This window comes from Bradyrhizobium sp. WBOS07, assembly GCF_024585165.1.
Taxonomy (GTDB): Bacteria; Pseudomonadota; Alphaproteobacteria; order Rhizobiales; family Xanthobacteraceae; genus Bradyrhizobium; species Bradyrhizobium japonicum_B.
This window is the reverse complement of sequence record NZ_CP029008.1, coordinates 125,975-151,020: the sequence shown is the minus strand read 5'-3', so window position 1 is coordinate 151,020 and position 25,046 is coordinate 125,975. Positions and strand designations below refer to the sequence as shown.

Annotated in this window: 21 protein-coding genes; 19 read left to right on the top strand and 2 right to left on the bottom strand. The window is 65.9% G+C overall.

Going from position 1 to position 25,046, the window contains the following annotated elements; genetic code table 11:
- Positions 1 to 235 precede the first annotated feature (235 nt).
- The 4 genes from DCM79_RS00665 to DCM79_RS00650 are packed head-to-tail and all read left to right on the top strand — an operon-like array spanning position 236 to position 4,539.
- Entirely contained in the window at positions 236 to 1,063 is an 828-nt protein-coding gene (locus DCM79_RS00665; protein WP_257178065.1) for a substrate-binding domain-containing protein, read from the top strand.
- A gap of 54 nt (positions 1,064 to 1,117) precedes the next feature.
- Positions 1,118 to 2,224, top strand: a complete 1,107-nt coding sequence (locus tag DCM79_RS00660; RefSeq protein ID WP_257178064.1) for a molybdopterin-binding protein — start codon at positions 1,118 to 1,120, stop codon at positions 2,222 to 2,224.
- A gap of 12 nt (positions 2,225 to 2,236) precedes the next feature.
- Positions 2,237 to 4,186, top strand: coding sequence for a molybdopterin biosynthesis protein (locus tag DCM79_RS00655; RefSeq protein ID WP_257178063.1), 1,950 nt, complete (start codon positions 2,237 to 2,239; stop codon positions 4,184 to 4,186).
- A 53-nt stretch (positions 4,187 to 4,239) separates the two neighbouring features.
- Positions 4,240 to 4,539, top strand: a complete 300-nt coding sequence (locus tag DCM79_RS00650; protein WP_257178062.1) for a hypothetical protein — start codon at positions 4,240 to 4,242, stop codon at positions 4,537 to 4,539.
- Positions 4,540 to 4,544: 5 nt separating this feature from the next.
- On the opposite strand, the gene mobA is transcribed toward DCM79_RS00650, so the two are convergent.
- A complete protein-coding gene (mobA, locus tag DCM79_RS00645; RefSeq protein ID WP_257178061.1) occupies positions 4,545 to 5,186 on the bottom strand; it encodes a molybdenum cofactor guanylyltransferase MobA in 642 nt (213 codons plus the stop codon).
- Positions 5,167 to 6,057 (bottom strand): formate dehydrogenase accessory sulfurtransferase FdhD, encoded by an 891-nt coding sequence (fdhD, locus tag DCM79_RS00640; protein ID WP_257178060.1) that lies wholly within the window; start codon positions 6,055 to 6,057, stop codon positions 5,167 to 5,169. The genes mobA and fdhD overlap by 20 nt, the downstream gene beginning before the upstream one ends.
- Positions 6,058 to 6,301: 244 nt before the next feature.
- On the opposite strand from fdhD, the gene mobB reads away from it, so the two are divergent.
- The 15 genes from mobB to DCM79_RS00565 all read left to right on the top strand — a co-directional run bounded on the left by mobB (position 6,302) and on the right by DCM79_RS00565 (position 25,022).
- On the top strand, positions 6,302 to 6,829 hold the full coding sequence (gene mobB / locus DCM79_RS00635) for a molybdopterin-guanine dinucleotide biosynthesis protein B (RefSeq protein ID WP_257178059.1): 528 nt from the start codon (positions 6,302 to 6,304) through the stop codon (positions 6,827 to 6,829).
- Between the two features lie 9 nt (positions 6,830 to 6,838).
- Positions 6,839 to 8,095 (top strand): gephyrin-like molybdotransferase Glp, encoded by a 1,257-nt coding sequence (gene glp / locus DCM79_RS00630; protein ID WP_257178058.1) that lies wholly within the window; start codon positions 6,839 to 6,841, stop codon positions 8,093 to 8,095.
- Positions 8,096 to 8,140: 45 nt separating this feature from the next.
- Positions 8,141 to 8,374 carry a sulfurtransferase TusA family protein gene (locus DCM79_RS00625; RefSeq protein WP_257178057.1) on the top strand — a complete coding sequence of 78 codons (234 nt, stop codon included), beginning with the start codon at positions 8,141 to 8,143 and terminating at the stop codon, positions 8,372 to 8,374.
- Between the two features lie 124 nt (positions 8,375 to 8,498).
- Complete coding sequence (locus DCM79_RS00620; protein ID WP_257178056.1) at positions 8,499 to 9,932, top strand: sigma-54 dependent transcriptional regulator; 1,434 nt, start codon at positions 8,499 to 8,501, stop codon at positions 9,930 to 9,932.
- Positions 9,925 to 11,949, top strand: a complete 2,025-nt coding sequence (locus DCM79_RS00615; protein ID WP_257178055.1) for a cache domain-containing protein — start codon at positions 9,925 to 9,927, stop codon at positions 11,947 to 11,949. Before DCM79_RS00620 ends, DCM79_RS00615 begins: the two co-directional genes overlap by 8 nt.
- 344 nt (positions 11,950 to 12,293) lie before the next feature.
- Complete coding sequence (locus DCM79_RS00610) at positions 12,294 to 13,946, top strand: OFA family MFS transporter (RefSeq protein WP_257178054.1); 1,653 nt, start codon at positions 12,294 to 12,296, stop codon at positions 13,944 to 13,946.
- A 321-nt stretch (positions 13,947 to 14,267) separates the two neighbouring features.
- Entirely contained in the window at positions 14,268 to 15,971 is a 1,704-nt protein-coding gene (locus tag DCM79_RS00605; RefSeq protein ID WP_257178053.1) for an NADH-ubiquinone oxidoreductase-F iron-sulfur binding region domain-containing protein, read from the top strand.
- Positions 15,968 to 18,736 (top strand): formate dehydrogenase subunit alpha, encoded by a 2,769-nt coding sequence (gene fdhF / locus DCM79_RS00600; RefSeq protein ID WP_257178052.1) that lies wholly within the window; start codon positions 15,968 to 15,970, stop codon positions 18,734 to 18,736. Before DCM79_RS00605 ends, fdhF begins: the two co-directional genes overlap by 4 nt.
- Positions 18,737 to 19,075: 339 nt before the next feature.
- Positions 19,076 to 19,549 carry a Cys-tRNA(Pro) deacylase gene (gene ybaK, locus DCM79_RS00595; protein WP_257178051.1) on the top strand — a complete coding sequence of 158 codons (474 nt, stop codon included), beginning with the start codon at positions 19,076 to 19,078 and terminating at the stop codon, positions 19,547 to 19,549.
- Positions 19,550 to 19,567: 18 nt separating this feature from the next.
- Positions 19,568 to 20,653, top strand: coding sequence for a HupE/UreJ family protein (locus DCM79_RS00590; RefSeq protein ID WP_257178050.1), 1,086 nt, complete (start codon positions 19,568 to 19,570; stop codon positions 20,651 to 20,653).
- Positions 20,654 to 20,816: 163 nt separating this feature from the next.
- Entirely contained in the window at positions 20,817 to 21,257 is a 441-nt protein-coding gene (locus DCM79_RS00585) for a hypothetical protein (protein ID WP_257178049.1), read from the top strand.
- On the top strand, positions 21,254 to 22,111 hold the full coding sequence (locus DCM79_RS00580; protein ID WP_257178048.1) for an alpha/beta fold hydrolase: 858 nt from the start codon (positions 21,254 to 21,256) through the stop codon (positions 22,109 to 22,111). Before DCM79_RS00585 ends, DCM79_RS00580 begins: the two co-directional genes overlap by 4 nt.
- A 15-nt stretch (positions 22,112 to 22,126) precedes the next feature.
- Positions 22,127 to 23,323 carry an ABC transporter substrate-binding protein gene (locus tag DCM79_RS00575; protein WP_257178047.1) on the top strand — a complete coding sequence of 399 codons (1,197 nt, stop codon included), beginning with the start codon at positions 22,127 to 22,129 and terminating at the stop codon, positions 23,321 to 23,323.
- Between the two features lie 59 nt (positions 23,324 to 23,382).
- Positions 23,383 to 24,264: an NAD(P)-dependent oxidoreductase gene (locus DCM79_RS00570; protein ID WP_257178046.1), complete on the top strand. Its 882-nt coding sequence runs from the start codon at positions 23,383 to 23,385 to the stop codon at positions 24,262 to 24,264.
- A gap of 8 nt (positions 24,265 to 24,272) precedes the next feature.
- Positions 24,273 to 25,022, top strand: a complete 750-nt coding sequence (locus DCM79_RS00565; RefSeq protein ID WP_257178045.1) for an IclR family transcriptional regulator — start codon at positions 24,273 to 24,275, stop codon at positions 25,020 to 25,022.
- The last annotated feature ends 24 nt before the right edge of the window (positions 25,023 to 25,046 follow it).

The window sequence follows — 25,046 nt, the reverse complement described above, 5'->3', positions numbered from 1 at the left end:
GACGTTCGACGCAGGTCGGAATTCTGCATTTCAAGAGTTCGCGGGAACCATGCCCGATCATCTCGCTGCTTTGCAACACATGCTCGCATGCGATTTCTGCTTTGGTGAATGATTCAGAAGCGCGCAGCCTTGCCGAAATTTCCCGGATTGGAGCGCGCGGAGCGCGCCAACGCGTCACGAGTGCGGCGCAATCGATCCGCATCATGATCGCGTCATAGCCAATGGGAACCTGATCATGGGCCGCCTGTCCGTTGCATTCGCGCTGTTCTGCGGCCTCACCGTGGGCGTTGCGGCGTCATTCGCCGAGGACCGCAGCATCGTCCTCGCCACCACGACCGCGACCCAGGAATCCGGTCTGCTCGACTATCTGCTGCCGATCTTTCGCGACAAGACCGGCATCGAGGTGACCGTGATCGCGCGGCGCGCCGACGAGGTGCTCGACGGGCCGCGACGCGGCGAGGCCGACGTCGTGCTGATGCATTCACGGCCGCAGGAGGAGAAATTCGTCGCCGACGGGTTTGGCGTGAAGCGTTTCGACGTGATGTACAACGACTACGTTCTGATCGCGCCGAAGAGCGATCCCGCGGCGGTGAAGGGCAAGGACATCGCCACCGCGCTGAAGGCGATCGAGGCCAAGGGCGCGCCGTTCGTGACGCGCGGCGATCGGTCGGGTACCCACGCCGCGGAGCTCGCGCTCTGGATCGTCGCCGGTATCGACATCGCGGCCGCCAAGGGCGCCTGGTATCGCGAGGCGGGGCAGGGCATGGCCTCGGCCCTCGACGCCGCGCGCGCCGCGAATGCCTATGTGCTGTCGGATCGCGGCAGCTGGATCTCGTTCAGGAATCGCGGCGATCTCGACATCGCCGTCGAAGGCGACCGGCGGCTGCTCAATCAGTATGGCGTGATGCTGGTGAATCCTGCGAAGTTTCCCAACGTGAAGAAGGATCTCGCGCAGAGCTTCATCGATTGGCTGACCTCGCCGGAGGGCCAGGCTGCGATCGCCGCCTACAAGGTCGACGGCCAGCAGCTGTTCTTCCCGAATTCGGACCGGTCCGGCGGCTGAGGCCGACATCGTCGGCGGTTGCCAAAGCGGGCGATGCATGGTCCATCATGGCGCATGACCCAGCGCCTGCCGCCTTCGCTGACGCCGCTCGACACCGCGCTCGCCGCATTGCTGAGGGGGCTCGCGCCGCTTGCGCCGGTGGAGTTGCCGCTGCGCGAAGCGGCCGGGTGCATCGCGGCGGGCACGCCGTTGCTTGCGGCCCATCCGCGGCACGACATTGCCGCGACGGACGGCTGGGCGCTCCGCGCCAATGATCTGGTCGGCGCGTCCTCTTATTCGCCGCTGCCTTTGACGACAGCCCCGGCATGGATCGAGGCCGGCGACGCGATGCCGGCGGGATGCGACTGCGTGCTCGATGCCGACGCGATGGAGGTGTCCGGGCCGCTGGTGCAGGCGCTGGCGGAAGCCGTGCCGGGGCAGGGCGTCAGGCGCGCCGGCAGCGACATCGCGGCGCGCACGCCTGCGGGGGTCGAGGGCTCTCCGGTCGGTGCGGCCGATCTGCTGCTCGCACGTGTTGCGGGCCTGGCGAAGCTCGGCGTGCGGCGGCCGCGCCTGCGCATCGTCAATGTCCCGGGTGCAACGGCAACGATGCACATGATCGCCGGCCTCGCGCGTTCAGCAGGACTGGACGTCGAACCGCGCGAAGCCGGCGGGCGCGATGAAGCATCGATTGCCGACGCGCTTGACGCCTCCTCGTGTGATCTCGTGCTGACCATCGGCGGCAGCGGCGTCGGCCGCCGCGACGCCGCCGTGCTGGCGCTGGCCCGGCGGGGCGAGGTGAAGGCTCACGGCCTTGCGCTTCAACCTGGACGTACTGCCGCGGTCGGTCGGCTCGGACCGGTTCCCGCCGTCGCCTTGCCCGGCTCGCCCGATGCCGCGCTCGCGGCCTGGCTCGCGCTGGTGCAGCCGCTCGTCGATCGCCTGGCGGCGCGCCGGACGCGCCGACGCATCACCTTGCCGCTCGCGCGCAAGATCGCATCCAGCGGCGGCATCGCCGAGGTGGTTCTGCTGGCCGAGGAACGTGATGCCTGGACGCCGCTCGCAATCGGGGAATGGCCGTTCCACGCCATCGCCGGTGCCGACGCATGGCTGCTCGTTCCCGGCGACAGCGAGGGATTTGCGGCGGGAGCGCCGGTCGATGCCTATCTGATCCGGGAGTGATATGGGTTCGGCATGACGATGATCCCCCAGCCGCAAGACCGCAGCGCCTTCGAGCAGGCGCAGTTCCTCAAGATCCTCTCGCGGGAGGACGCCCTGGCGCGCTTCGAGGCGGCGTTGTTCCCGCGTTCGATTCCAGCCGAGCCGCGCAAGCTGGCCGATGCGCTCGGCGCAGCGCTCGCCGAAGACGTCACGGCGCCGATCGACGTTCCCCCTTTCGACCGCTCCAATGTCGACGGCTTTGCCGGGCGCTCGGCGGATCTCGTCGCGGCAGGCGAAGGCAAGCCGGTGCGTCTTGCATTGAACGGCGAAACGATCCAGTGCGGCACCGCGCCAAGGCTGCAGGTTGCATCGGGAACCGCGACGGCGATCGCCACCGGCGGTCCGCTGCCGCGTGGCGCCGACGCCGTCGTCATGGTCGAGCACACCCAGCCGGCAGGCTCCGACGCGATCGAGGTTCGCCGTGCCGTCTCGCCGGGGCAATTCGTATCCTATGCCGGATCCGACATCGCGCGCGGCGAGGCGCTGCTGCGGGCCGGCACCATCATCGGCTCGCGCGAGATCGGCATGCTGGCGGCCTGCGGCATCGCCGAGGTGCAGGTCGCGCGCAAGCCGCGCGTGGCCGTGATCTCCACCGGCGATGAACTGGTCCAGCCCGGCCAGAGGCTCGCCCCCGCCGGGATCTACGACACCAACGGCGCCATCGTCGCGGCCGCGATCGACGAGAACGGCGGCGAGGCGGTCTTCCTCGGCGCCATTCCGGACGACGAAGCCAAGCTCGAAGCTGCCATGCGCGGCGCGCTCGCGGATGCCGACATGCTGGTGTTGTCAGGCGGCACCTCGAAAGGCGCGGGCGACCTGTCCCATCGCATCATCGGCCGGCTCGGCGAGCCCGGCATCATCGCGCATGGCGTCGCGCTCAAGCCCGGCAAGCCGCTGTGCCTTGCGGTGTGCGACGGCAAGCCGGTGGTGATCCTGCCGGGCTTTCCGACCTCGGCAATGTTCACTTTCCACGACATGATCGTGCCGGTGCTGCGCAGGCTGGCCGGCCTGCCGCCACGCTCCGATGCGAAGGTGAACGCGACGGTGCCGGTGCGCATCGCGTCCGAGCTCGGTCGCACCGAATTCGTCATGGTCTCGCTGGTCGAGGGCAGGGATGGCCTGATCGCCTATCCCTCCGGCAAGGGGTCCGGCGCGATCACGTCCTTCGCGCAGGCCGACGGTTTCTTGCGCATCGACGCGCTCGCCGACCAGATGCCGGCCGGGACCGCAACCGAGGTGACGCTGTTCACGCCGCATGTGCGGGTGCCCGATCTCGTCATCGTCGGCAGCCATTGCACCGGCCTCGATCTCGTTACGGCCGGGCTCGCGCATGCCGGCCTGACCGTGCGCTCGATCGCGGTCGGCAGCCTCGGCGGACTCGCGGCCGCCAAGCGCGGCGAATGCGATGTCGCGCCGATCCATCTGTTCGACGACACGAGCGAGACCTACAACACGCCCTATCTCGTCGACGGCCTCGAGCTGGTCCCGGGCTGGCGGCGGATGCAGGGCATTGTCTTCCGCAAGGGCGACCGGCGTTTCGAAGGCCTGGACGTAAAGCAAGCGGCCGCTGCTGCGCTCGCCGATCCCGCCTGCATCATGGTGAACCGCAACCAGGGCGCCGGCACGCGCATCCTGATCGACCGGCTGCTCGGCGGCGCGCGCCCGGAAGGCTATTGGAACCAGCCGCGGTCGCATAACGCGGTCGCGGCGGCGGTCGCCCAGCACCGCGCCGATTGGGGGATGACCATTGCGCCGGTCGCCGCTGCGGCCGGTCTCGGTTTCATTCCGCTCGCGGAAGAGCACTATGACTTTGCGCTGGTGACGGCGCGCAAGGACCGTCCAGCGGTGCAGGCGTTTCTCGACGCCCTCGGCTCGGATGAGGCGCGTGCGGCGCTGGAGCGGGCCGGCTTCCGGCCCGCGTAGACACTCATGAACTTGTGTGACCGCCGTCGCGACCAAGGAGCATGTGCCAAGTCGTGACCGCGCCCGCATCCCTCAATTTCCGCAAGTTCGCTGCCATCGTCGCGGCGATCGGTACGCTGTTCTGGCTCTACACCTTCTATCACATCGCCAACGTCCCGCAGGGAGACCGCAGCGGCTTTCAATGGCTCGCGGTGTTTCCGCTCGGCATGGTCTTCGGGGCGTTCTTCCTGCCGGCCTGGCTGCTGGTTGCGATCGGCCGTCTGCCGCGATTCACCACGGCCCTTGGCCTTTGCGGCTTGATCGCCTTCGCGATCATCTGGGCGCAGCTTCTCAACGAGTTTCCGAAATCGTAACGCCGTTAGGGCGCATCATCCAGCGCGGCCCGCCGCTCGGCTTCGGCGATGTCCTCGACCGTGTTGGCGTTGAAGAATGGATCGAGTGGCTCGGCCGGCCACGTCACCGTCGCCAGCGGATAGCGGGCGGTCCAGCGGTCGATCTTGCGGAGGTCTTCGACGACCAGCGCGTGGCGCAGCTCGTCGCGCAAGGCAACCTGCCACAGGCCGATCACGGGATGCGACTGCTCGCCTGACGCGGCGACGGCGAGCTGGGCGTTTTCGCGCACGCGTGCCTCGTGCAGGCGGGCAACCAGATCGCGCGGCAGGAACGGGCAGTCGCCGGCGGCGCTGAGCACCCATTCGACGCCTGTCCGGTTCGCCGCGGTCCAGTCCAGCGCGGCGAGGATGCCGGCGAGCGGGCCGGGAAAGCCGGGCACGTCGTCGGGGACGACCGGCAAGCCGAAGGCCGCGAAACGCGCGGGATCGCCGTTCGCATTGAGGATCAACCCGCTGCATTGAGGCTTCAGGCGCGCGATCACGCGGTCCAGAATGGTGCGGCCGCCGATGGTGCGCATCGGCTTGTCGCCGCCCCCCATGCGGCGGGCGAGGCCGCCGGCGAGCAGCACACCTTGCGTGGCCGGAAATTCAGTCGTCACCACCTTCACCCTTGCGCTTGTGCTTCGCCGATTCCTCCTCGACGTAAGCAAGGTTCTGGTCGTAGACGATGCGCTCCTCGCCCGCGAGCACGATGAAGCGCTTGCCGCGGGTGCGGCCGACCAGCGTCAAGCCCACCTGCCTTGCAAGATCGACGCCCCAGGCGGTGAAGCCGGAGCGCGACACCAGGATCGGAATGCCCATGCGGACCGTTTTGATCACCATCTCCGAGGTGAGGCGTCCCGTGGTGTAGAGGATCTTGTCGGAAGCGTCGACGCCGTGGCGATACATCCAGCCGGCGATCTTGTCGACGGCGTTGTGGCGGCCGACGTCCTCGGTGTAGCAGAGCGGTGTGCCCTCCTTGCACAGCACGCAGCCGTGGATCGCGCCGGCCTCGAGATAGAGCGAGGGCATGGTGTTGATGGTTTGCGTCATCTGGTACAGCCAGGATGTCCGCAGCTCCGCCTTTGGCAGCGCGACGCTCTCGACGGCTTCGAGCAGGTCGCCGAAAGCGGTGCCCTGCGCACAGCCCGAGGTCTGGGTGCGCTTCTTCAGCTTGGCTTCGAAATTGGTGTGATGTTCGGTGCGCACCACGACCACCTGGAGATCGTCGTCGTATTCGACGTCGGTGACCGCGTCGTTATATTTCAGCATGTTCTGGTTCAGCAGGTAGCCGAGCGCCAGATATTCCGGATAGTCGCCGATCGTCATCATGGTGACGATCTCCTGGGCGTTCAGGTAGAGCGTCAGCGGCCGCTCCATCGGCACCTTGATCTCGACCCTGGCGCCGGTCTGGTCGGTGCCAACCACGCTCTGGGTCAGGCGCGGGTCGTCCGGATTGGGGACGATCAGGGGCACCGGAGCTTTGTCGATCTTCATCATGGCGGCGAGGTTAGCATGACATTCGGGTCAAGCCGATATAAGCATGGGCGAGAATAGGTAAATGCCTCCGCTCGTCATTGCGAGCCAACGGGTCCGCGCGAAGCGCGGCCCGATGACAGGCTCCGCGAAGCAATCCAGGATCTTTCCACGGAGCCAGTCTGGATTGCTTCGCTGCGCTCGCAATGACGGGGTTGGACCGGCGGTTCCACCCAGGGACTGAGGCGTGCGCAGCGATGGAGCTGGAATGAAAGTCATCGGCCTTGCAGGCTGGAGCGGGGCGGGCAAGACCACGCTGTTGGCGCGGCTGATCCCGCATTTCAACGCGCAGGGCCTGCGCGTCTCGGTGATCAAGCATGCGCATCACCGGTTCGATGTCGACGTGCCCGGCAAGGATTCCTGGCGACATCGCGAGGCCGGCGCGGCCGAGGTGCTGGTTGCCTCGTCGAACCGCTGGGCCCTGATGCATGAATTGCGCGGCGCGGCGGAGCCGCGGCTGCCGGAATTATTGGGCAAGCTGTCCGCGGTCGATCTCGTCGTGGTCGAGGGTTTCAAGCGCGAGCCGCACCGCAAGATCGAGGTGCATCGCGCGGCCAACGGCAAGCCGCTGCTGTTTCCCGACGATCCCGGCATTGCCGGGATCGCGACCGACGCCGCCATTGACACGCACCTGCCGACTGTCCATCTCGACGACATCGAGGCTGCTGCGGCGCTGCTGCTGCGCGCGGCGATGCCGGTCGACGAAGTGGTGGCGGCAAGCGCCGCGATACGCTGACGAGGCACCATGGCGCAACTCTCGGACGATTGCTTTGCCTTCGGCGGCCCGATGATGTCGGTCGACGACGCCGTCGGCCTGATCACGGCGCGCGTCGCCGCGATCGCCGATCTGGAGACGGTGGCGCTCACCGACGCAGACGGGCGCGTGCTCGCGCGCGACGTCGCGGCGCCGCTGCCGTTGCCGCCCTTCACCAACTCGGCCGTCGACGGCTATGCTGTGCGCGACGCCGATCTTCCTGTTGGCGCCGAGCAGGCGTTCCCGCTGGATGGCCGCATCCAGGCCGGCGGGCTCGCCCAGGCACCGATCAAGCCCGGCCACACCGCGCGCATCTTCACGGGCGCGCCGATGCCGCCCGATGCCGAGACCGTCTTCATGCAGGAAGATGTCCGAGTCGATGCGGCCGGCAGGATCGTTCTGCCGCCGGGGCTGAAGCGTGGGGCCAATGTCCGGCCCGCAGGCGAGGACATCCCGCAGGGACATGTCGCGCTGCGCGCGGGCCAGCGCTTGCGGCCGCAGCACGTCGCGCTGGCGGCGGCGTTCGGTCTGACCAGCCTCGACGTGGTCAGGCGCATTCGCGTCGCGGTGTTCTCGACCGGTGACGAGCTGGCTTCGCCCGGCGAGCCGCGCGCGCCCTCGCAGCTGTTCGATTCCAACCGCTTCATGCTGATGGCGATGCTGCGCCGGCTCGGCTGCGAGGTCAGCGACCTCGGCATCCTGCGCGACGAGCGGACCTCGCTGGCGAACGGCCTGAAGCAGGTGGCGGGTCGCCACGACCTGGTCCTCACCACCGGCGGCGTCTCGACCGGGGAGGAGGATCACGTCAAGGCGGCGGTCGAGAGCATCGGCTCGCTGGTGCTGTGGCGAATGGCGATCAAGCCCGGCCGGCCTGTGGCGATGGGCATCATCGACGGCACGCCGCTGATCGGATTGCCCGGCAATCCGGTCGCGAGCTTCGTGACGTTCGTCCATGTGGTGCGGCCGACGGTGCTGGCGCTGGCCGGCGGCTCGCCGGAGCCGTTGACGCCGATCCCGCTGCGCGCGGCGTTCACCTACAAGAAGAAGGCGGGCCGGCGCGAATATGTGCGCGTTTCCCTGCGACGCGCGCAGGACGGCCGGCTCGAGGCCATCAAGTTTCCGCGCGAGGGCGCGGGACTCCTGTCCTCGCTGGTCGAGACCGAGGGCCTCGTCGAGCTCGGCGAGAGCATCACGGGCGTCGAGCCGGGGCAGGATGTCGGCTTCTTGTCCTACGCCGATCTGCTGTAGCGGCCTTGCGTTGACGCCATCGCTTCGTCCCGCCATGTTGCGCCCATGACCAGAACGATGCTCGATCTCACCGGACTGAAGTGTCCGCTGCCCGCCCTGAAGACGCGCAAGGCGCTCAAGCCATTGCAGCCCGGCGATCAGCTCGAGGTTCATTGCACCGATCCCCTGTCGGTGATTGACATTCCGAATCTGATCCGCGAGACCGGCGACAAGGTCGAGATCACCGAGCGCAACGAGGCCCGCATCGTGTTCCTGGTCGAAAAGGGCGCTGGCTCGTAGAAAGGTGCATATTCACGGCGGCGGCGTTTGACTATGCTGCGCCGTGGGGAGAACGGCCGGGTTTCGCTGCAATGCGAAAGGCGCCGGCTGTGGCGTGGATGGTCTCAAACCTAAGACATCGGGCATGACTTTCTCAACATCGAGGGCAAGCGCAGCCGCACCTGCCGCGGCGGGCCGCGAGCCTGCTGCCAAGCCCGGCAAGACGACTGCAGGGCCGGAGTTCGGCGCGCTGGCGCAGGCCTCCATCCTGATCGTCGACGATGAGCCGGGCATGCGCAATTTCCTGGTGCGCACGCTTGGACCGCGCTGCAAGCTGGTGGACGAGGCGGCCGATACCGACCAGGCCTCGCGCAAGCTCGATTCAAACCGCTACGACGTCGTCATTCTCGACAACATCATGCCGGGCAAGAACGGCGTCGATTGGCTCGCCGAGCAGCGCGCCGTCGGCTTCTTCGCCGATGCCATCCTGATCACCGCCTTTGCCGACCTCGACACCGCGATCCAGGCCCTGCGCGCCGGTGCGGCCGATTTCGTGCTCAAGCCGTTCCGCTCCAACCAGATCCTCAACGCGGTGGCGAGATGCCTCGACCGTGTCCGCCTCCAGCGCGAGAACTACGTCCTGCGCTATGCCTTGCAGGCCTCGTCCGACCGCACCTTTCTGCGCGACAACCTGATCGGGCAGTCGGCACCGACGCTGCGCGTGCGCGAGACCATCGCGCGGGTCGCGCCGCTGCCGACCTCGGTTCTCCTCACCGGCGAATCCGGCACCGGCAAGGAAGTGGCGGCGCGCTCGATCCACTCGCTGTCCGACCGCGCCGACAAGCCGTTCGTGCCCGTGAATTGCGCAGCGATCCCGCCCGACATGATCGAGGCCGAGCTGTTCGGACACATCAAGGGCGCCTTCACCGGCGCCGATTCGGGGCGTGAAGGCCTGTTCCTGCACGCCCATGGCGGCACGCTGTTCCTCGACGAGATCGGGGAACTGCCGCTGCCGATGCAGAGCAAGCTGCTCCGCGTGCTCGAAGACCGCCGCGTCCGCCCGGTCGGCTCCGAGCGTGAGGTTCCGGTCGATCTGCGCTTCATCTTCGCGACCAATGCCGAGCTTCAGAAGGAGGTCGAGAGGGGCCGTTTCCGGGCCGATCTGTTCTACCGGCTCAACGTGGTGCAGATCCGCCTGCCGCTCCTGAAGGATCGCGGCGACGACGTGCTGGAGCTTGCCGGCATCTTCATGAGCAAGCTGTCGGTTCAGCTCGGCATGCCGCCGGTGCCGATCGACGCCTCGGTGCGGGCGGCGCTTGCAAGCTATGACTGGCCGGGCAATGTCCGCGAGCTGCGCAATCTGATCGAGCGTACGCTGATCCTCGGCGCCTTCCCCGACGATTTCGCCGGTCCCCGCAACGACGGTCAGTCGGCGCCCGCCGACAGCCTCGCCGAGCTCGAGCGCCGTCACATTCTCGGCGTGCTGAAGGAGGTCAACGGCAATCGCGAGGAGGCGGCCCGGCGCCTCGGCATCTCGCGCAAGACCATCGACCGCAAATGCGCGTTGTGGGATGTCTGATGCTGCCGGCCGCAGCGGCGAGCTGGTGCGGGGACGCTCCGTCCGCTTCCGGCTGCTTGCGATCGCGTTGCTGCCGATGCTGGTCATCCTGCCGCTCCTGCTCGGCGTCGCCATCTATCGCTGGAACGCGAAATTCGACGCGACCCTGATCTCCAAGGTGAACGGCGATCTCACCATCGCCCATCAATATCTCGCCCGCATCCTGGAGAAGACCGGCGTCCAGGTCCGCGCGCTCGGCCTGTCGGCCCGCTTTCACGAGGTGCTGGCACCGGATGCGCGCGGTTCCTTGCGGGATCTGCTCGACGAGACCCGCAAGGAGATCGGTCTCGACTTCCTGTATCTGACCAACGATCGCGGCGAGGTCCTGGCTTCGTCGCCGCCGCTGCAGCATCAACCGCGACGCGACTGGCCGATCATCACGTCGGCGCTGTCGGGCCAGGTCGCTGCGACCGGCGTCGACATTTTCGGCAATGACGAGCTCGCCGCGATTTCGCCGGCCCTGGCCGAGCGCGCGCGATTGGACCTCGTGCCGACCCCGAACGCGGTGCCGACCGACCGCAGCACGGAGACGCGCGGCATGGTGGTGCATGCGGCGAGCCGGGCGATGCTGCCCGACGGCAGCGCCGCGGCGCTGGTCGGCGGCACCCTGCTCAACCAGAATCTCGAATTCATCGACACCATCAACGACCTCGTCTATCGCGCCGCGAGCCTGCCGGAGGGCAGCCAGGGCACCGCGACGCTGTTCCTGGACGACGTGCGGATCTCGACGAACGTCCGTCTGTTCGAGGGACGGCGCGCGCTCGGCACGCGCGTGTCGGCGGCGGTGCGCTCGGCCGTGCTGGGCGAGGGGCGCACCTGGCTCGACAGCGCCTTCGTCGTCAATGACTGGTACATCTCCGCCTACGAGCCGCTGGTCGACAGCTATGGCAAGCGGGTCGGCATGCTCTATGTCGGCTTTCTGGAGAAGCCGTTCAGCGAAGCCAAATACCAGACCTTGCTGATCATCATCGCGGCCTTCATCGCCATCACCGCCGCGACCGTGCCGATCTTCCTGCGCTGGGCGAGCTCCATCTTCATGCCGCTGGAGCGCGTCACGGCGACGATCGCCGAGGTGGAGCGCGGCAACCTGGCCGCCCGCACCAAGATGCCGGCGTCGGGTGACGAGATCGGCCGCGTCGCGGTTCATCTCGACGGCCTGCTCGACCAGATCCAGGAACGCGACCGGCAGCTGCGGGAATGGAACGAGGAGCTGAACGTCCGCGTGCTGGAGCGCACCCGGGACCTCGAGCACGCCAATCTCAAGCTCGAGGCCACCACCAAGCAGCTCGTCATGTCCGAGAAGCTGGCGGCGATCGGCGAGATCACCGCCGGCGTTGCCCACGAGATCAACAATCCGATCGCGGTGATGCAGGGCAACCTCGACGTCATCCGCAGCGTGTTCGGAGCCGATGCCGACAAGGCCAAGGTCGAGTTTCGCCTGCTCGACGAGCAGATTCACCGCATCAGCCAGATCGTGACCAAGCTGTTGCAGTTTGCAAGGCCGGAGGAATATGCCGGCTATGTCGAGCGCCATGCGCCGGCCAGCGTCATCTCCGACTGTCTGCCGCTGGTGCAGCATCTTCTGAACAAGACCGAGATCGCCGTGGTCAGGGACGATCGCGCCGATCGGCTCGTGCTGATGAACCGGAACGAGCTGCAGCAGGTGCTGGTCAATCTCATCGTCAACGCGATCCACGCCATGCCGGATGGCGGGACCCTGACGCTCCGCTCCTTCGATGCCGAGCGCGACGGCCATCGAGGCGTCGCCATCGAGGTCGCCGATACCGGCATCGGCATGAGCGAAGAGGTGATCGAGAAGATCTTCGATCCCTTCTACACCACGAAACGGCGGCAGGGCACCGGGCTCGGCCTCTCCATCAGCCAGACGCTGATCAAGCGCCAGGGCGGGCAGATCACGGCCGAAAGTCACCTCGGTTCCGGAAGCACATTCACGATGTGGCTGCCGGAAGCGAGCTGATCGGACATTTTGTCCCGGGATGTCGGACATTCTGTCCGGCGCGGCACATTGCGCTGCGGGAAGTCGTTGAATCATCACGATGTGATTTCTGGCACGCGCGTTGCTCATCTCAAGACAGGGTGTTGAGGGGGGACGAGGGCGCATAGCCGTCGCTGCAACGCTGCTTGCGAAGCGAAGAGACATCGCCCGCGACCAGTTGCTTGCTCGGCGCACATGAGGCGATGCGCGCCAGACGATTCCACTTCGGCATGAAATCCGACCGGTCATGCGCGGCTGCCAAGCCCCGCACGCGACCGGTCTTAAACCGATGTGCCCGCAAAGGCCGCGCTTGGGAGGAAATGTTGATGACGACTGCCGATACCGTCTATGCACCGGTTGGTGCTCCCGGCTTGCTCGATCGTGAACGCACGATCGCGAAGGCCGGTTTCAATCGCTGGCTGGTGCCGCCGGCCGCGCTGTGCATCCATCTCTGCATCGGCATGGCCTACGGCTTCTCGGTGTTCTGGCTGCCGCTGTCGCGCGCGATCGGCATCTCGCAGAGCAAGGCCTGCGCCGACATCTCGCTGTGGCAGGAGCTGTTCACCACCACTTGCGACTGGAAGGTCGCAAGCCTCGGCTGGATGTACACGCTGTTCTTCGTGCTGCTCGGCGTCTCCGCCGCGATCTGGGGCGGCTGGCTGGAGCGTGCCGGCCCGCGCAAGGCCGGCTTCGTTGCGGCGCTGTGCTGGGGCGGGGGCCTGTTGGTCGGCGCTTTCGGAATCTATGTCCATCAGCTCTGGATCATGTGGCTCGGGGCCGGCGTCATCGGCGGCATCGGGCTCGGCCTCGGCTACATCTCGCCGGTGTCGACGTTGATCAAATGGTTCCCCGATCGCCGCGGCATGGCGACGGGCATGGCCATCATGGGCTTTGGCGGTGGTGCGATGATCGGCGCGCCGCTCGCCAATCTCCTGATCAATTACTTCAAGAGCGCGAGCGACGTCGGAGTCTGGCAGACCTTCGTCGTGATGGGGGTGATCTATTTCGTCTTCATGACGATCGGCGCCTTCTCGTATCGGGTGACGCCGCCCGGCTGGCAGCCCGAGGGCTGGACGCCGCCGAGCGAGAAAAAGTCGATGATCACCGAGCACCATGTGCACCTCAACAACGCGCACAAGACGCCGCAATTCTGGCTGATCTGGTGGGTGCTCTGCTTGAACGTCTCGGCCGGCATCGGCGTGATCGGCATGGCCTCGCCCATGCTCCAGGAGATCTTCGCCGGTAAGCTGATCGGGCATCCGGAGCTGAGCTTCAGCCAGCTTTCGGGTGAGCAGAAGGCTGCGATCGCAGCGATCGCCGCCGGATTTGCCGGTCTGCTGTCGCTGTTCAATATCGGCGGCCGCTTCTTCTGGGCCTCGATGTCCGACCTCATGGGACGCAAGAACACCTACTACACGTTCTTCATCCTCGGCATCGTGCTCTACGCGCTGGCGCCCACCTTCGCGGCGATGGGCTCGAAATTGCTGTTCGTGCTCGGCTTCGGCATCATCCTGTCGATGTATGGCGGCGGCTTCGCCACGGTGCCGGCCTATCTGGCCGACATGTTCGGAACCCAGTTCGTCGGCGCCATCCATGGCCGGCTGCTGACGGCCTGGTCGACGGCCGGAATCATCGGTCCCGTGGTGGTCAACTACATCCGCGAGTTCCAGCTCGCTGCCGGCGTGCCACGCGATCAGCTCTACAACACGACCATGTACATCCTGTGCGCCATGCTGATCGCCGGTCTGATCTGCAATTACATGATCAAGCCGGTCGATCCGAAGTGGAACATGAGCCAGGAGGAGGTCGCCAGATTGCAGGCGGCGAGCGCCAAGAGCGCGGCGTCGATCCAGCACGGCTCGTTCGGCATCGGCAAGGGCGGTCTGGACGCCCGTGCCGCAATGTTCTGGGCCTTCGTCGGCGTGCCGCTGGCCTGGGGTGTCTGGAAGACGCTGGAAAGCGCGGTCAAGATCTTCTGATCGCACATTCATCGCGTGCTGGAGCGCGCCAAGCGCGCTCCAGCAGCTCATTGCTTGTAAAGGGGCACGTGTAGTCTCGGAGCGAAGTTCGATACGACTTCGCTATCGCAGCATAGGAAGCCTTTATTGATCTCCGGACCAATTCAGGCTTCGTTCTATCGATTGGCGCGTTGGATGAACGCAAGGCCTTGTCCGGGCAGCGATCCAGGCTGGCTTTTGGACTGCTGTTAACTGCTTCGGCGAGCATGATAATTTTCTTGGCATCTGGCATGCCAAGAGCTAGAACTGGACCTGTTCTAAAGACGAGATCGAGACGAATCGATGAGCCACGACGTGCATGAGGTCCGCCCATTCGAGCATCCCGGTGAGGGGCGCCGGCGCGCCAAGGCTACGCCCAAGGGGCGCCAGGTCGATCCGACCGCCGCGCACGAGATCGAGCAGCTGCTTGGCGACCGGCCGCGGCGCCGCGATCTGTTGATCGAATATCTGCACCTGATCCAGGACAAATATCACCAGATCTCGGCTGCGCATCTGGCGGCGCTCGCCGACGAGATGAAGCTCGCCTTCGCCGAAGTGTTCGAGACGGCGACCTTCTATGCACATTTCGACGTGGTGAAGGAGGGCGAGCCTGACATCGCGCCGCTGACGATCCGCGTCTGCGACTCCCTGACCTGTGCGATGCTCGGCGGCGAGAAGCTGCTTCAGGACCTGCAAAGCGCGTCAGGTCCCGGCATCCGCGTCGTGCGCGCGCCCTGCGTTGGGCGCTGCGATACCGCGCCTGCTGCGGAGGTCGGTCACCACTTCGTCGATCATGCGACGGTGGCGAAGGTGATGGCCGCCGCGAAAGGCGGCGACACCCACGCCCATCTGCCCAACTATGTCGGCTACGATGCCTATGTCGCCGGCGGCGGCTACAAGCTGCTGGGCCGCCTGCGCTCGGGCGAGCTGTCGACCGACGACCTGTTGAAGTCGCTCGACGACGCCTCGCTGCGCGGGCTCGGCGGCGCCGGCTTCCCCACGGGGCGCAAATGGCGCGCCGTGCTCGGCGAGCCCGGTCCGCGGCTGATGGCGATCAACGGCGACGAGGGCGAGCCCGGCACGTTCAAGGACCGCTATTACCTCGAAAGCGACCCGCACCGATTCATCGAGGGCATGCTGATCGGCGCGCATGTGGTACAGGCCTCCGACGTCTACATCTATCTGCGCGACGAATATCCGGCCTCGCGCGAGATCCTGGAGCGCGAGATCGCAAAGCTGCCGCCGGGCGGACCGACGCTGCATATGCGCCGCGGCGCCGGCGCCTATATTTGCGGCGAGGAATCCTCGCTGCTCGAGAGTATCGAAGGCAAGCGCGGCCTGCCCCGGCACAAGCCGCCTTACCCGTTCCAGGTCGGCCTGTTCGGCCTGCCGACGCTGATCAACAACATCGAGACGCTGTGGTGGGTGCGCGACATCGTCGAGAAGGGCGCCGACTGGTGGAAGGGCCACGGCCGGCACGAGCGGCACGGCCTGCGCAGCTTCTCGGTCTCGGGGCGGGTCAAGAATCCCGGCATGAAGCTCGCGCCAGCCGGCATCACCGTGCGCGAGCTGATCGACGAATATTGCGGCGGCATGGCCGACGGCCATCAGTTCTACGCCTATCTCCCAGGCGGTGCGTCCGGCGGCATTCTGCCGGCATCGATGGACGACATCCCGCTCGATTTCGGCACGCTGGAGAAATACGGCTGCTTCATCGGCTCTGCCGCGATCGTAGTCCTGTCGCAAAAGGACAGCGTGCGCGCGGCGGCGCTGAACCTGATGAAATTCTTCGAGGACGAGAGCTGCGGCCAATGCACACCGTGCCGCGTCGGAACCCAGAAGGCGGCGCAGCTGATGCAAAAGCCGGTTTGGAACCGGGCGTTGCTGGACGAATTGAGCCAGGCGATGCGCGACGCCTCGATCTGCGGGCTCGGACAGGCGGCATCGAATCCGCTGTCCTCGGTGATCAAATATTTCCCTGACGAGTTCAAGGAAGCGGCCGAATGACCAAGATTACGTTCGAGCTCGATGGCAAGCAGGTCGAGGCTAAACCCGGCGAGACCATCTGGCAGGTGGCCATGCGTCAGGGCCGCGAGATTCCCCATTTGTGTTATTCGCCGGCGCCCGACTATCGCCCCGACGGCAATTGCCGCGCCTGCATGGTCGAGATCGAGGGCGAGCGTGTGCTGGCGGCGTCCTGCAAGCGCACGCCGTCGGTCGGCATGAAGGTGAAGACCGAGAGCGCGCGGGCGGTGTCGGCGCAGAAGATGGTGATGGAGCTGCTCGTCGCCGACCAGCCGGCGCGTGAGACCAGCCACGATCCGGATTCAAAATTCTGGCACTGGGCCGAGACCACGGGCGTGACCGAGAGCCGCTTTCCCGCGGCCGAGCGCTGGGCGACCGACGCCAGCCATCCGGCGATGCGCGTCAATCTCGATGCCTGCATCCAGTGCGGTCTGTGCGTGCGCGCCTGCCGCGAGGTTCAGGTCAACGACGTCATCGGCATGGCTTATCGTAGTCACGGCTCGAAAATCGTGTTCGACTTCGACGATCCCATGGGCGAGTCCACCTGCGTCGCCTGCGGCGAATGCGTGCAGGCCTGCCCGACCGGCGCCTTGATGCCCGCCGTGATGCTGGACGAGAAGCAGACCCGCGTCACCTACGCCGACAAGAAGGTGGACTCGCTGTGTCCGTTCTGCGGCGTCGGCTGCCAGGTCACCTACGAGGTCAAGGACGAGAAGGTGATCTATGCGGAAGGCCGCGACGGCCCCGCCAATCACAATCGTCTCTGCGTCAAGGGCCGTTTCGGCTTCGACTACATCCACCATCCGCATCGCCTGACCAAGCCGCTGGTGCGACTGCCGAATGCGAAGAAGGATGCCAACGATCAGGTCGATCCGGCCAACCCTTTCACCCATTTCCGCGAGGCGAGCTGGGACGAAGCGCTCGACATCGCCGCCAAGGGCCTGGTCAAGATCCGCGACGAGAAGGGTGTGAAGGCGCTGGCGGGCTTCGGCTCGGCCAAGGGCTCGAACGAAGAGGCCTATCTGTTCCAGAAGCTGGTGCGCACCGGCTTCGGCTCCAACAATGTCGATCATTGCACCCGACTGTGCCACGCCTCGTCGGTCGCGGCGCTGTTCGAAGGCCTGAGCTCGGGCGCGGTGTCGGCGCCGTTCGCCGCGGCGATGGACGCCGAAGTCATCATCGTGATCGGCGCCAACCCGACCGTGAACCATCCGGTCGCCGCGACCTTCATCAAGAACGCGGTGAAGCAGAACGGCGCAAAACTGTTCGTGATGGACCCGCGCAGGCAGACGTTGTCGCGTCACGCGACCAAGCATCTGCAGTTCAAGCCGGGCTCCGACGTCGCCATGCTGAACGCGATGATCAACACGATCATCACCGAAGGCCTCACCGACGACCAGTACATCGCCGGCTACACCGAAGGTTTCGAGGACCTCAAGGAGAAGATCAAGGAGTTCACGCCGGAGAAGATGGAGCCGATCTGCGGCATCCCGGCGCAGACGCTGCGCGAAGTGGCGCGCACCTATGCGCGAGCGAAGTCGTCGATCATCTTCTGGGGCATGGGCATCAGCCAGCACGTCCACGGCACCGACAATGCGCGCTGCCTGATCGCGCTGGCGCTGATCACCGGCCAGGTCGGCCGTCCCGGCACCGGCCTGCATCCGCTGCGCGGCCAGAACAACGTGCAGGGCGCCTCCGACGCCGGCCTGATCCCGATGTTCCTGCCGGATTATCAGCCGGTGAGCCGCGACGATCTGCGCAGCAGCTTCGAAAAGCTCTGGCAACAGGATCTCGATCCCGTCCGCGGCCTGACCGTGGTCGAGATCATGAACGCGATCCATGCCGGCGAGATCAAGGGCATGTATATCGAGGGCGAGAACCCCGCGATGTCGGATCCCGATCTGCAGCACGCGCGCCACGCGCTCGCCATGCTCGATCATCTCGTGGTGCAGGATCTCTTCGTCACCGAGACCGCGTTCCACGCCGACGTGATCCTGCCGGCCTCGGCCTTTGCGGAGAAGGACGGCTCGTTCACCAACACCGATCGCCGCGTGCAGCTCGCGCGCCAGGTGATCAAGCCGCCCGGCGATGCGCGGCAGGATCTCTGGATCATCCAGGAGATCGGCAAGCGCATGGGCCTGCCGTGGAATTATTCCGGCCCCGGCGACGTCTTCACCGAGATGGCGCAGCTGATGCCGTCGCTGAAGAACATCACCTGGGAGCGGCTGGTGCGCGAAGGCGCGGTGACCTATCCGGTCGACGCGCCGGACAAGCCCGGCAACGAGATCATCTTCACCACGGGCTTTCCGACCGCGAGCGGCCGCGGCAAGATCGTGCCGGCCAAGGTCATCCCGCCGGACGAGATTCCGGACGACGAATATCCGATGGTGCTCTCGACCGGCCGCGTGCTGGAGCATTGGCACACCGGCTCGATGACCCGCCGCGCCCAGGTGCTCGACCAGATCGAGCCCGAGGCGGTCGCCTTCATGTCGCCAAAGGACATGCGCAGAAAGCAGCTCGCGCCCGGCGATTTCATCCGCCTGGAGACCCGCCGCGGCGCAGTCGAGGTCAAGGTCCGCTCCGACCGCGACGTGCCGGAGAACATGGTGTTCATGCCGTTCTGCTACGCGGAAGCAGCCGCGAACCTGCTCACCAACCCCGCGCTCGACCCGTTCGGCAAGATCCCGGAGTTCAAATTCTGCGCGGCCAGGGCCGAGCGGGTGGAGCTGCGGGACGCGGCGGAGTAGGGGAGAACTCCTCCTCGCGGAGCTTGGCGACACAGCGTCTCCAAGCTCCGCTGTCGTCCCCGCGAACGCGGCCTGCCACAGAAGGCGCTGTCATGCCCCGGCTTGACCGGGGCATCCAGTACGCCGCGGCCCGTGTGGTGAGAGCGAGCTCTGCAATGCAGGCCTCTGGAATACTGGATCGCCCGGTCGGAGCCGGGCGATGACACCGAGGGTGTGGTTCGCATACGTGCCCACGCCGTCATTGCGAGCGAAGCGAAGCAATCCAGACTGTCACCGTGGTAGGATTCTGGGTTGTTTCGTCGCTTGCGCTCCTCGCAATGACGGCGCAGAGATACGCGCATGTCCAAAGTCACCCCAGCCACGCGCGCGCTGACGGCGGCCGGTGTTGCCTTCACCGTCCACGCCTACGACTACGATCCTGACGCCGAGAGCATCGGGCTGCAGGCGGCCGCCGCGCTCGGTGAGGACCCCGCGCGCGTGCTCAAGACGCTGATGGCGCTGGTCGACGGCAAGCCGGTCTGCGTGGTCGTGCCGTCGGACCGGGAAGTCTCGATGAAGAAGCTTGCCGCTGCGGCAAGCGGGAAGTCGGCGCAGATGATGAAACCGCCCGAGGCGGAGCGCGTCACCGGCTACAAGGTCGGCGGCATCAGCCCGTTCGGCCAGCGCAAGGCGGTGCGTACGGTGGTCGAGCAGAGTGCGCTCGCGCAGGAGATGGTCTATCTCAATGGCGGCCAGCGCGGCTTGCAGGTGCGATTGAAACCAGCCGACGTGCGGGATGTCCTTAAGGCGGTCGTTGCGGATGTACTGGCGTGAGCAGCATGGAGCGGGGTCATGAGGCGGCTGCTTCTGCCGTGGCTCGCGGTGCTGCTCGGCATCGGTCTTCCGGCTGAGGCGCATCAGGTCAATCTCGTCACGGCACGCGTGGCGCTGGACGCCGATCGCACGGTAAGCGTCGAGCTTGGATTGAAGGGCAGCGATGTCGATCGCCTGATCGGCACGAGGATCTATGATGCGAGACGGGACGCGGTCGATCCCGCCGCGGTCGAAGCAGCCAGGTCCGCCATCCTCGCCTATATAAGCACGCACCTGGCTGTCACGGGCGGCGCCAAGCCCTGTGTGGCCCGAGATGCGGCGATCCTGGCCGACGGCGACGGCATTCTCTATCGCAACGGGTTTGCCTGCGCTGATGCCGCCGGCGACATCGTCTATCGCTCGACGGTGCTGACCGAGAAGGATCCGACTGCGCGTCAAATCGTACTGATTGCGCAGGGCCGGTCGGAGGCACAGGCCTTGCTCGACGCCGGCAATACGACAATCACGCTTTCAACAGCGCCGCCGTCGCTATCGTCGACCCTGCAGCGCTATCTGTTCACCGGCATCGAACACATCTTCCTCGGCTACGATCACGTCGCATTTCTGGTCGCCGTGGTGCTGTGGGCGAGACGGCTCGTTCCCGTCGTCAAGATCGTGACTGCCTTCACGATCGCCCATTCGATCACCTTGTCGCTGGCCGCGCTGGATGTCCTCGTCATCCCGAGCCGCATCGTGGAGCCCGCAATCGCGGCCTCGATCGTCTTCGTCGCCGTGGAGAACTTCTTCTCGCGCGACGTCGACAGGCGCTGGCGCGTGGCCTTCCTGTTCGGCTTGATCCACGGCTTCGGCTTCGCCGGCGTGCTTCGCGAGATCGGGCTGCCACCGAACGCAGTCCTGCCCGCGCTGGCAGCTTTCAACATCGGCGTCGAGATCGGACAGGTCGCGATCGTCGCGATCGCATTGCCGATCCTCCGTCTGGCCGACCGACCCAGTGTTGAAGATCGGTTCGAACCAGTGAGGGCGCCGGCGTTGGTTTACGCGCTGTCCGCGGTCATCTGCCTGCTTGGCAGCTATTGGCTGCTCGCGCGCGTTTTCGAGGCCTGATCCCGAGCCGCCAACTCCTGGCACAAGTGCCCTCCTGTTGAAGCCCCCCGCGACGGCATCGGCTCCTTGAGCATCATACCCACTTGAGTTCGGGCGGAGGCCCTGTATAGATCTGGACAGAATAGAATAGCGTTCTGAACAACAGAACAAGGGGGGTGAGGCGATGCAATCCAATCTATTTCCCGACACCGATCCACCGGGGCGGTTCGCGCCCGATGCCGTCACCGCCGCCTTCGCGATGATCCCGGACTTGCTGGCGCGCGATGCTGCTCTGATCGTCCGTGGACGCTGGCTCGACGTCGACTGCCTGCTCGGCCCGAGCACCCAGCCCTTTCACGTTGCCATCCGCGCCGGGCAGATCGTGGACATGACGCCGGCACCTGTCCTGATGCGCTCCTGGCGGTTCGCCTATCGTGCGACGCCGGCTGCCCTTGCCGCCCATTGGCAGCAGATGCCACCGGCCGGCTGGCATGACCTGCTCGCGCTGAGCAAGCGCGGACAGGCAACCCTTGAAGGGGATCTGCATCCTTTCATGACGCATCTTCAGTACTTCAAGGATCTCTTGGCGCTGCCCCGACAGAACGGTTTTGGAGGGGCGTCATGAACGGCTTCATCGAGCCGATCGTCGGGCGCTACGTGCACGTCGAAATCAACGGAGAGACCAGCCGGATCTATTTCGAGGAGAACGGCAGCGGCATTCCCTTGGTCTGCCTCCACACCGCCGGTTCTGACGCGCGGCAATGGCGGCATTTGCTGACCGATCCCGAGCTCACCAGACATTTCCGCATCGTCGCCTTCGACATGCCCTGGCACGGCAAGTCCAATCCGCCCGACAGCCAATATGGCACCGAATACCGACTGACCACCGCAAGCTACACCGCGACCATCCGCGCGTTCTGCAACGCGCTGAAGCTCGAGCTCCCGGTGGTGATGGGCTGTTCGATCGGCGGCCGTATCGTGCTCAATCTCGCCATCGAGCACGCGCGCGAGTTTCGCGCGCTGATCGGGCTCGAGGCCGCGGACTTCCAGCAGCCCTGGTACGACACGGCTTGGCTGAACCGGCCCGATGTTCATGGCGGGGAGGTCTGCGCCGCGCTGGTGTCCGGGCTGATCGCGCCCAACGGTCCAGAAGCCTCGCGCAACGAAACGCTGTGGGGCTACAAGCAGGGCGGCCCCGGCATCTTCAAGGGCGATCTTTACTTCTATCGCGTTGACGGCGATCTGCGCGGGCGCACCTCTGACATCAACGTCAACCAGTGCCCGCTTTATCTCCTCACCGGCGAATACGACTTCTCCTGCACGCCGGAAGACACGCTGCGCACCGCCGCCGGCATTCCCGGTGCCAAGGCAACCGTGATGGAGCGGCTCGGCCATTTTCCGATGAGTGAGAACCCGGAACAGTTCCGGCGCTACATCGCGCCTGTGCTGCAAGACATCCTCGATAAGCAGAATAGTTAAAAGGGAGCGTATGTTATGAAGTTGCGTTGGATGATGGCGGCGATTTTGGCTGCACAAGCGAGCACGGCGCTTGCAGCCGACAATGTGATCAGGATCGGCGTGCTCAATGACCAGTCGGGTGTGTTCGCCGACAATGGCGGGCGGGGTTCGGTCGCTGCCGCAAAGCTCGCCGCAGAGGATTTCGGCAACGAGCTGCTCGGCAAGAAGATCGAGATCGTTTCGGCCGACCACCAGAACAAGCCGGATATCGCATCGGCCACCGCGCGCAAATGGTTCGACAATGAAGGCGTCGACATGATCGCGGACGGCGCGGCCTCCTCGGCCGGGTTTGCCATCCTCGAAGTCGCCAAACAGAAGAACAAGATTTTCGTCATTTCCGGTCCAGGTTCATCCGACTTCACCGGCAAGGCCTGTTCGCCGGTCAGCTTCCATTTCAACTACGACACCTATGCGCTCTCGAAGCTCACCAGCGACGCGATCACGCGGGCCGGCGGCAAGACCTGGTACTTCGTGACGGCCGACTACGCGTTCGGTCACGCGCTTCAGCGCGACGCGACCAAGTTCATCGAGGCGGCGGGCGGCAAGGTGATCGGCTCGGCCGCGCATCCGCTAGGCACCGCCGACTTCGCGTCGTTCCTGCTGCAGGCGCAGGGCTCCAAGGCCGACGTGGTGGGCCTGGCGACGTCGGGTGCCGACGTGCAGACCGCGATCAAGCAGGCCGGTGAATTCGGCATCGTCGAGGGTGGCCAGAAGCTCGCTGGCCTGCTCGTTTTCATCACGGACGTGAACTCGCTCGGCCTGAAGGTCACCCAGGGTTTGCAGGTGACGACCTCGTTCTATTGGGATCTCAACGAGCAAACCCGGGCATGGTCGAAGCGCTATGCCGCCCTGATGGATGGCAAGGTCGCGAGCATGGTGCAGGCCGGGGTCTATAGCGGTGTTCACCACTACCTTGCCGCCGTGAAAGCGGCCGGCACCACGGACGCGACGGCCGTTGCCGCCAAGATGCACGAGTTGAAAGTCAATGATATGTACAACAAGGATGTCGCGATCCGCCCCGACGGGCGCGTGCTGCACACCATGCATCTGGTCCAGGTGAAGAAGCCGGAAGAATCCAAGTACAAGTACGACTATTACCGGGTCGTCAGCTCCAAGCCGGGCGAAGAGGTGTTCCGGCCGATGAGCGAAGGCGGCTGCCCGCTGGTGAAGTAAGCGCGGAGGCCGGGCGGGCCGCCATCCGCCCGGCCGCAGGATTTCGAGGAGAGTATGGAATGTCTGGTTCGATTGGGTTCATCGGTCTCGGCGTCATGGGCGAGCCGATCTGCCGCAACCTGTTGCGCAAGAGCGGCCGGCCGGTGTTGGCGTTCGACCTCGCCGCAGAGCCGTTGGCGCGGATCTCGGCCGATGGAGCGATGGCGGCGAAGTCGGTCGGGGATGTCGTCGCCGGCGCCGAGACGATCTTCCTGTGCCTGCCCAGCGCCAAACATGTGGTGTCGGTCTTCAAAGGCATCTTGCCGACCATCAGAAGCGGCCAGACCGTGATCGATCTCGGCACCTCCGATGTCGGCCAGACGCGATCATTCGCCCAGCAGCTGGCTGACAAAGGCGCGCTCTGGATCGACGCGCCGATCGCGCGCACACGTCAGGCCGCGCAGGACGGCACGCTCAGCGTCATGGTCGGCGCCACGCCCGAGCAGTTTGGCCGGGTCGAGCCGCTGATTCGCCATTTCGCCACGGACGTCACCCTCTGCGGCGGCACCGGGGCCGGGCAGGTCACGAAGATCCTGAACAACATGGTGCTGTTTGAAACGGTCAATGCGCTGGCGGAAGCCGTCGCGATCGCCAAGCACAACGGCGTCGAGCCGAAGCTGCTGCTTGAAACGCTGTCCAAGGGGTCCGCGGACAGCTTTGCCCTGCGCAATCACGGCATGAAGGCGATCGTCGCCGAGGAATTTCCGCTGCGGGCCTTCTCGACCGAATATGCGATGAAGGATCTCTCGTATGCGCTGGAGCTGGGCGCACAGGCCGGGCTGAGCCTGCGCGGCGCGGCGCTGATGCGCACGATCTTCCAGGAGACGATCGACAAGGGCATGGGCGATGCGTACTTTCCCGTCATCGCCAAGCTCATCGATCCCTCTGGATTCCCTGACTAGGAGCCTGCATGCCCGGTGTCGCCGCCGTCGACCGCGCCCTGACCATCCTTGCAGCCTTCGAGGAAGCGCCGGAGCCGATGACGCTGGCCGAGCTCGCCCGGCGGACCGGCATGTACAAGAGCACGCTCTTGCGGCTGATGGCCTCGTTACAGGAGTTCGGCTATCTCCTGCAGCTCGCCGACGGCCGCTACCATCTCGGGCCGACGCCCTTCCGGCTCGGCGCGATCTATCAGCGCGGCAACAACCTGTATGATCGCGTGATGCCGATCCTGCGCCAGCTCGTGGCGGACGGCACCGAAAGCCCTTCCTATCACGTGCGTCATGATGCCAAGCGCCGGCTCTGCGTCTTCCGCGTCGACTCCCAGCATTCGACGCTCGACCGGGTCGAGGCCGGCATGCTGCTGCCGCTGGACCGCGGTGCGGCCGGACGGGTCATCCTGGCCTTCGACGGTGAAAAAGGCGACGGCTATGACACGATCCGCGAGAGCTGCGTCGCCTTGTCTTTTGGCGAGCGCGATCCCGATTGCGCCGGGCTTGCGTGCCCGGTGTTCGGCCCCGGTGGCAAATGCGTCGGCGCCCTGTCGCTCTCGGGGCCGAAGCCGCGCTTCACGCGGGACAATATCAAGGCGATGACGTCGTTGTTGCTGAAAGCCGCCGCCCGCCTGACGCGCGCGCTGGGTGGCCCGACCGAGCTGCTCGACAGTGCTTTATCGGCCTCGTCTGAAGACGCGCGTCCCGCGCGCAGGGCGAGGCGCTAATTGTCGACAAAATGCGCAACGCTG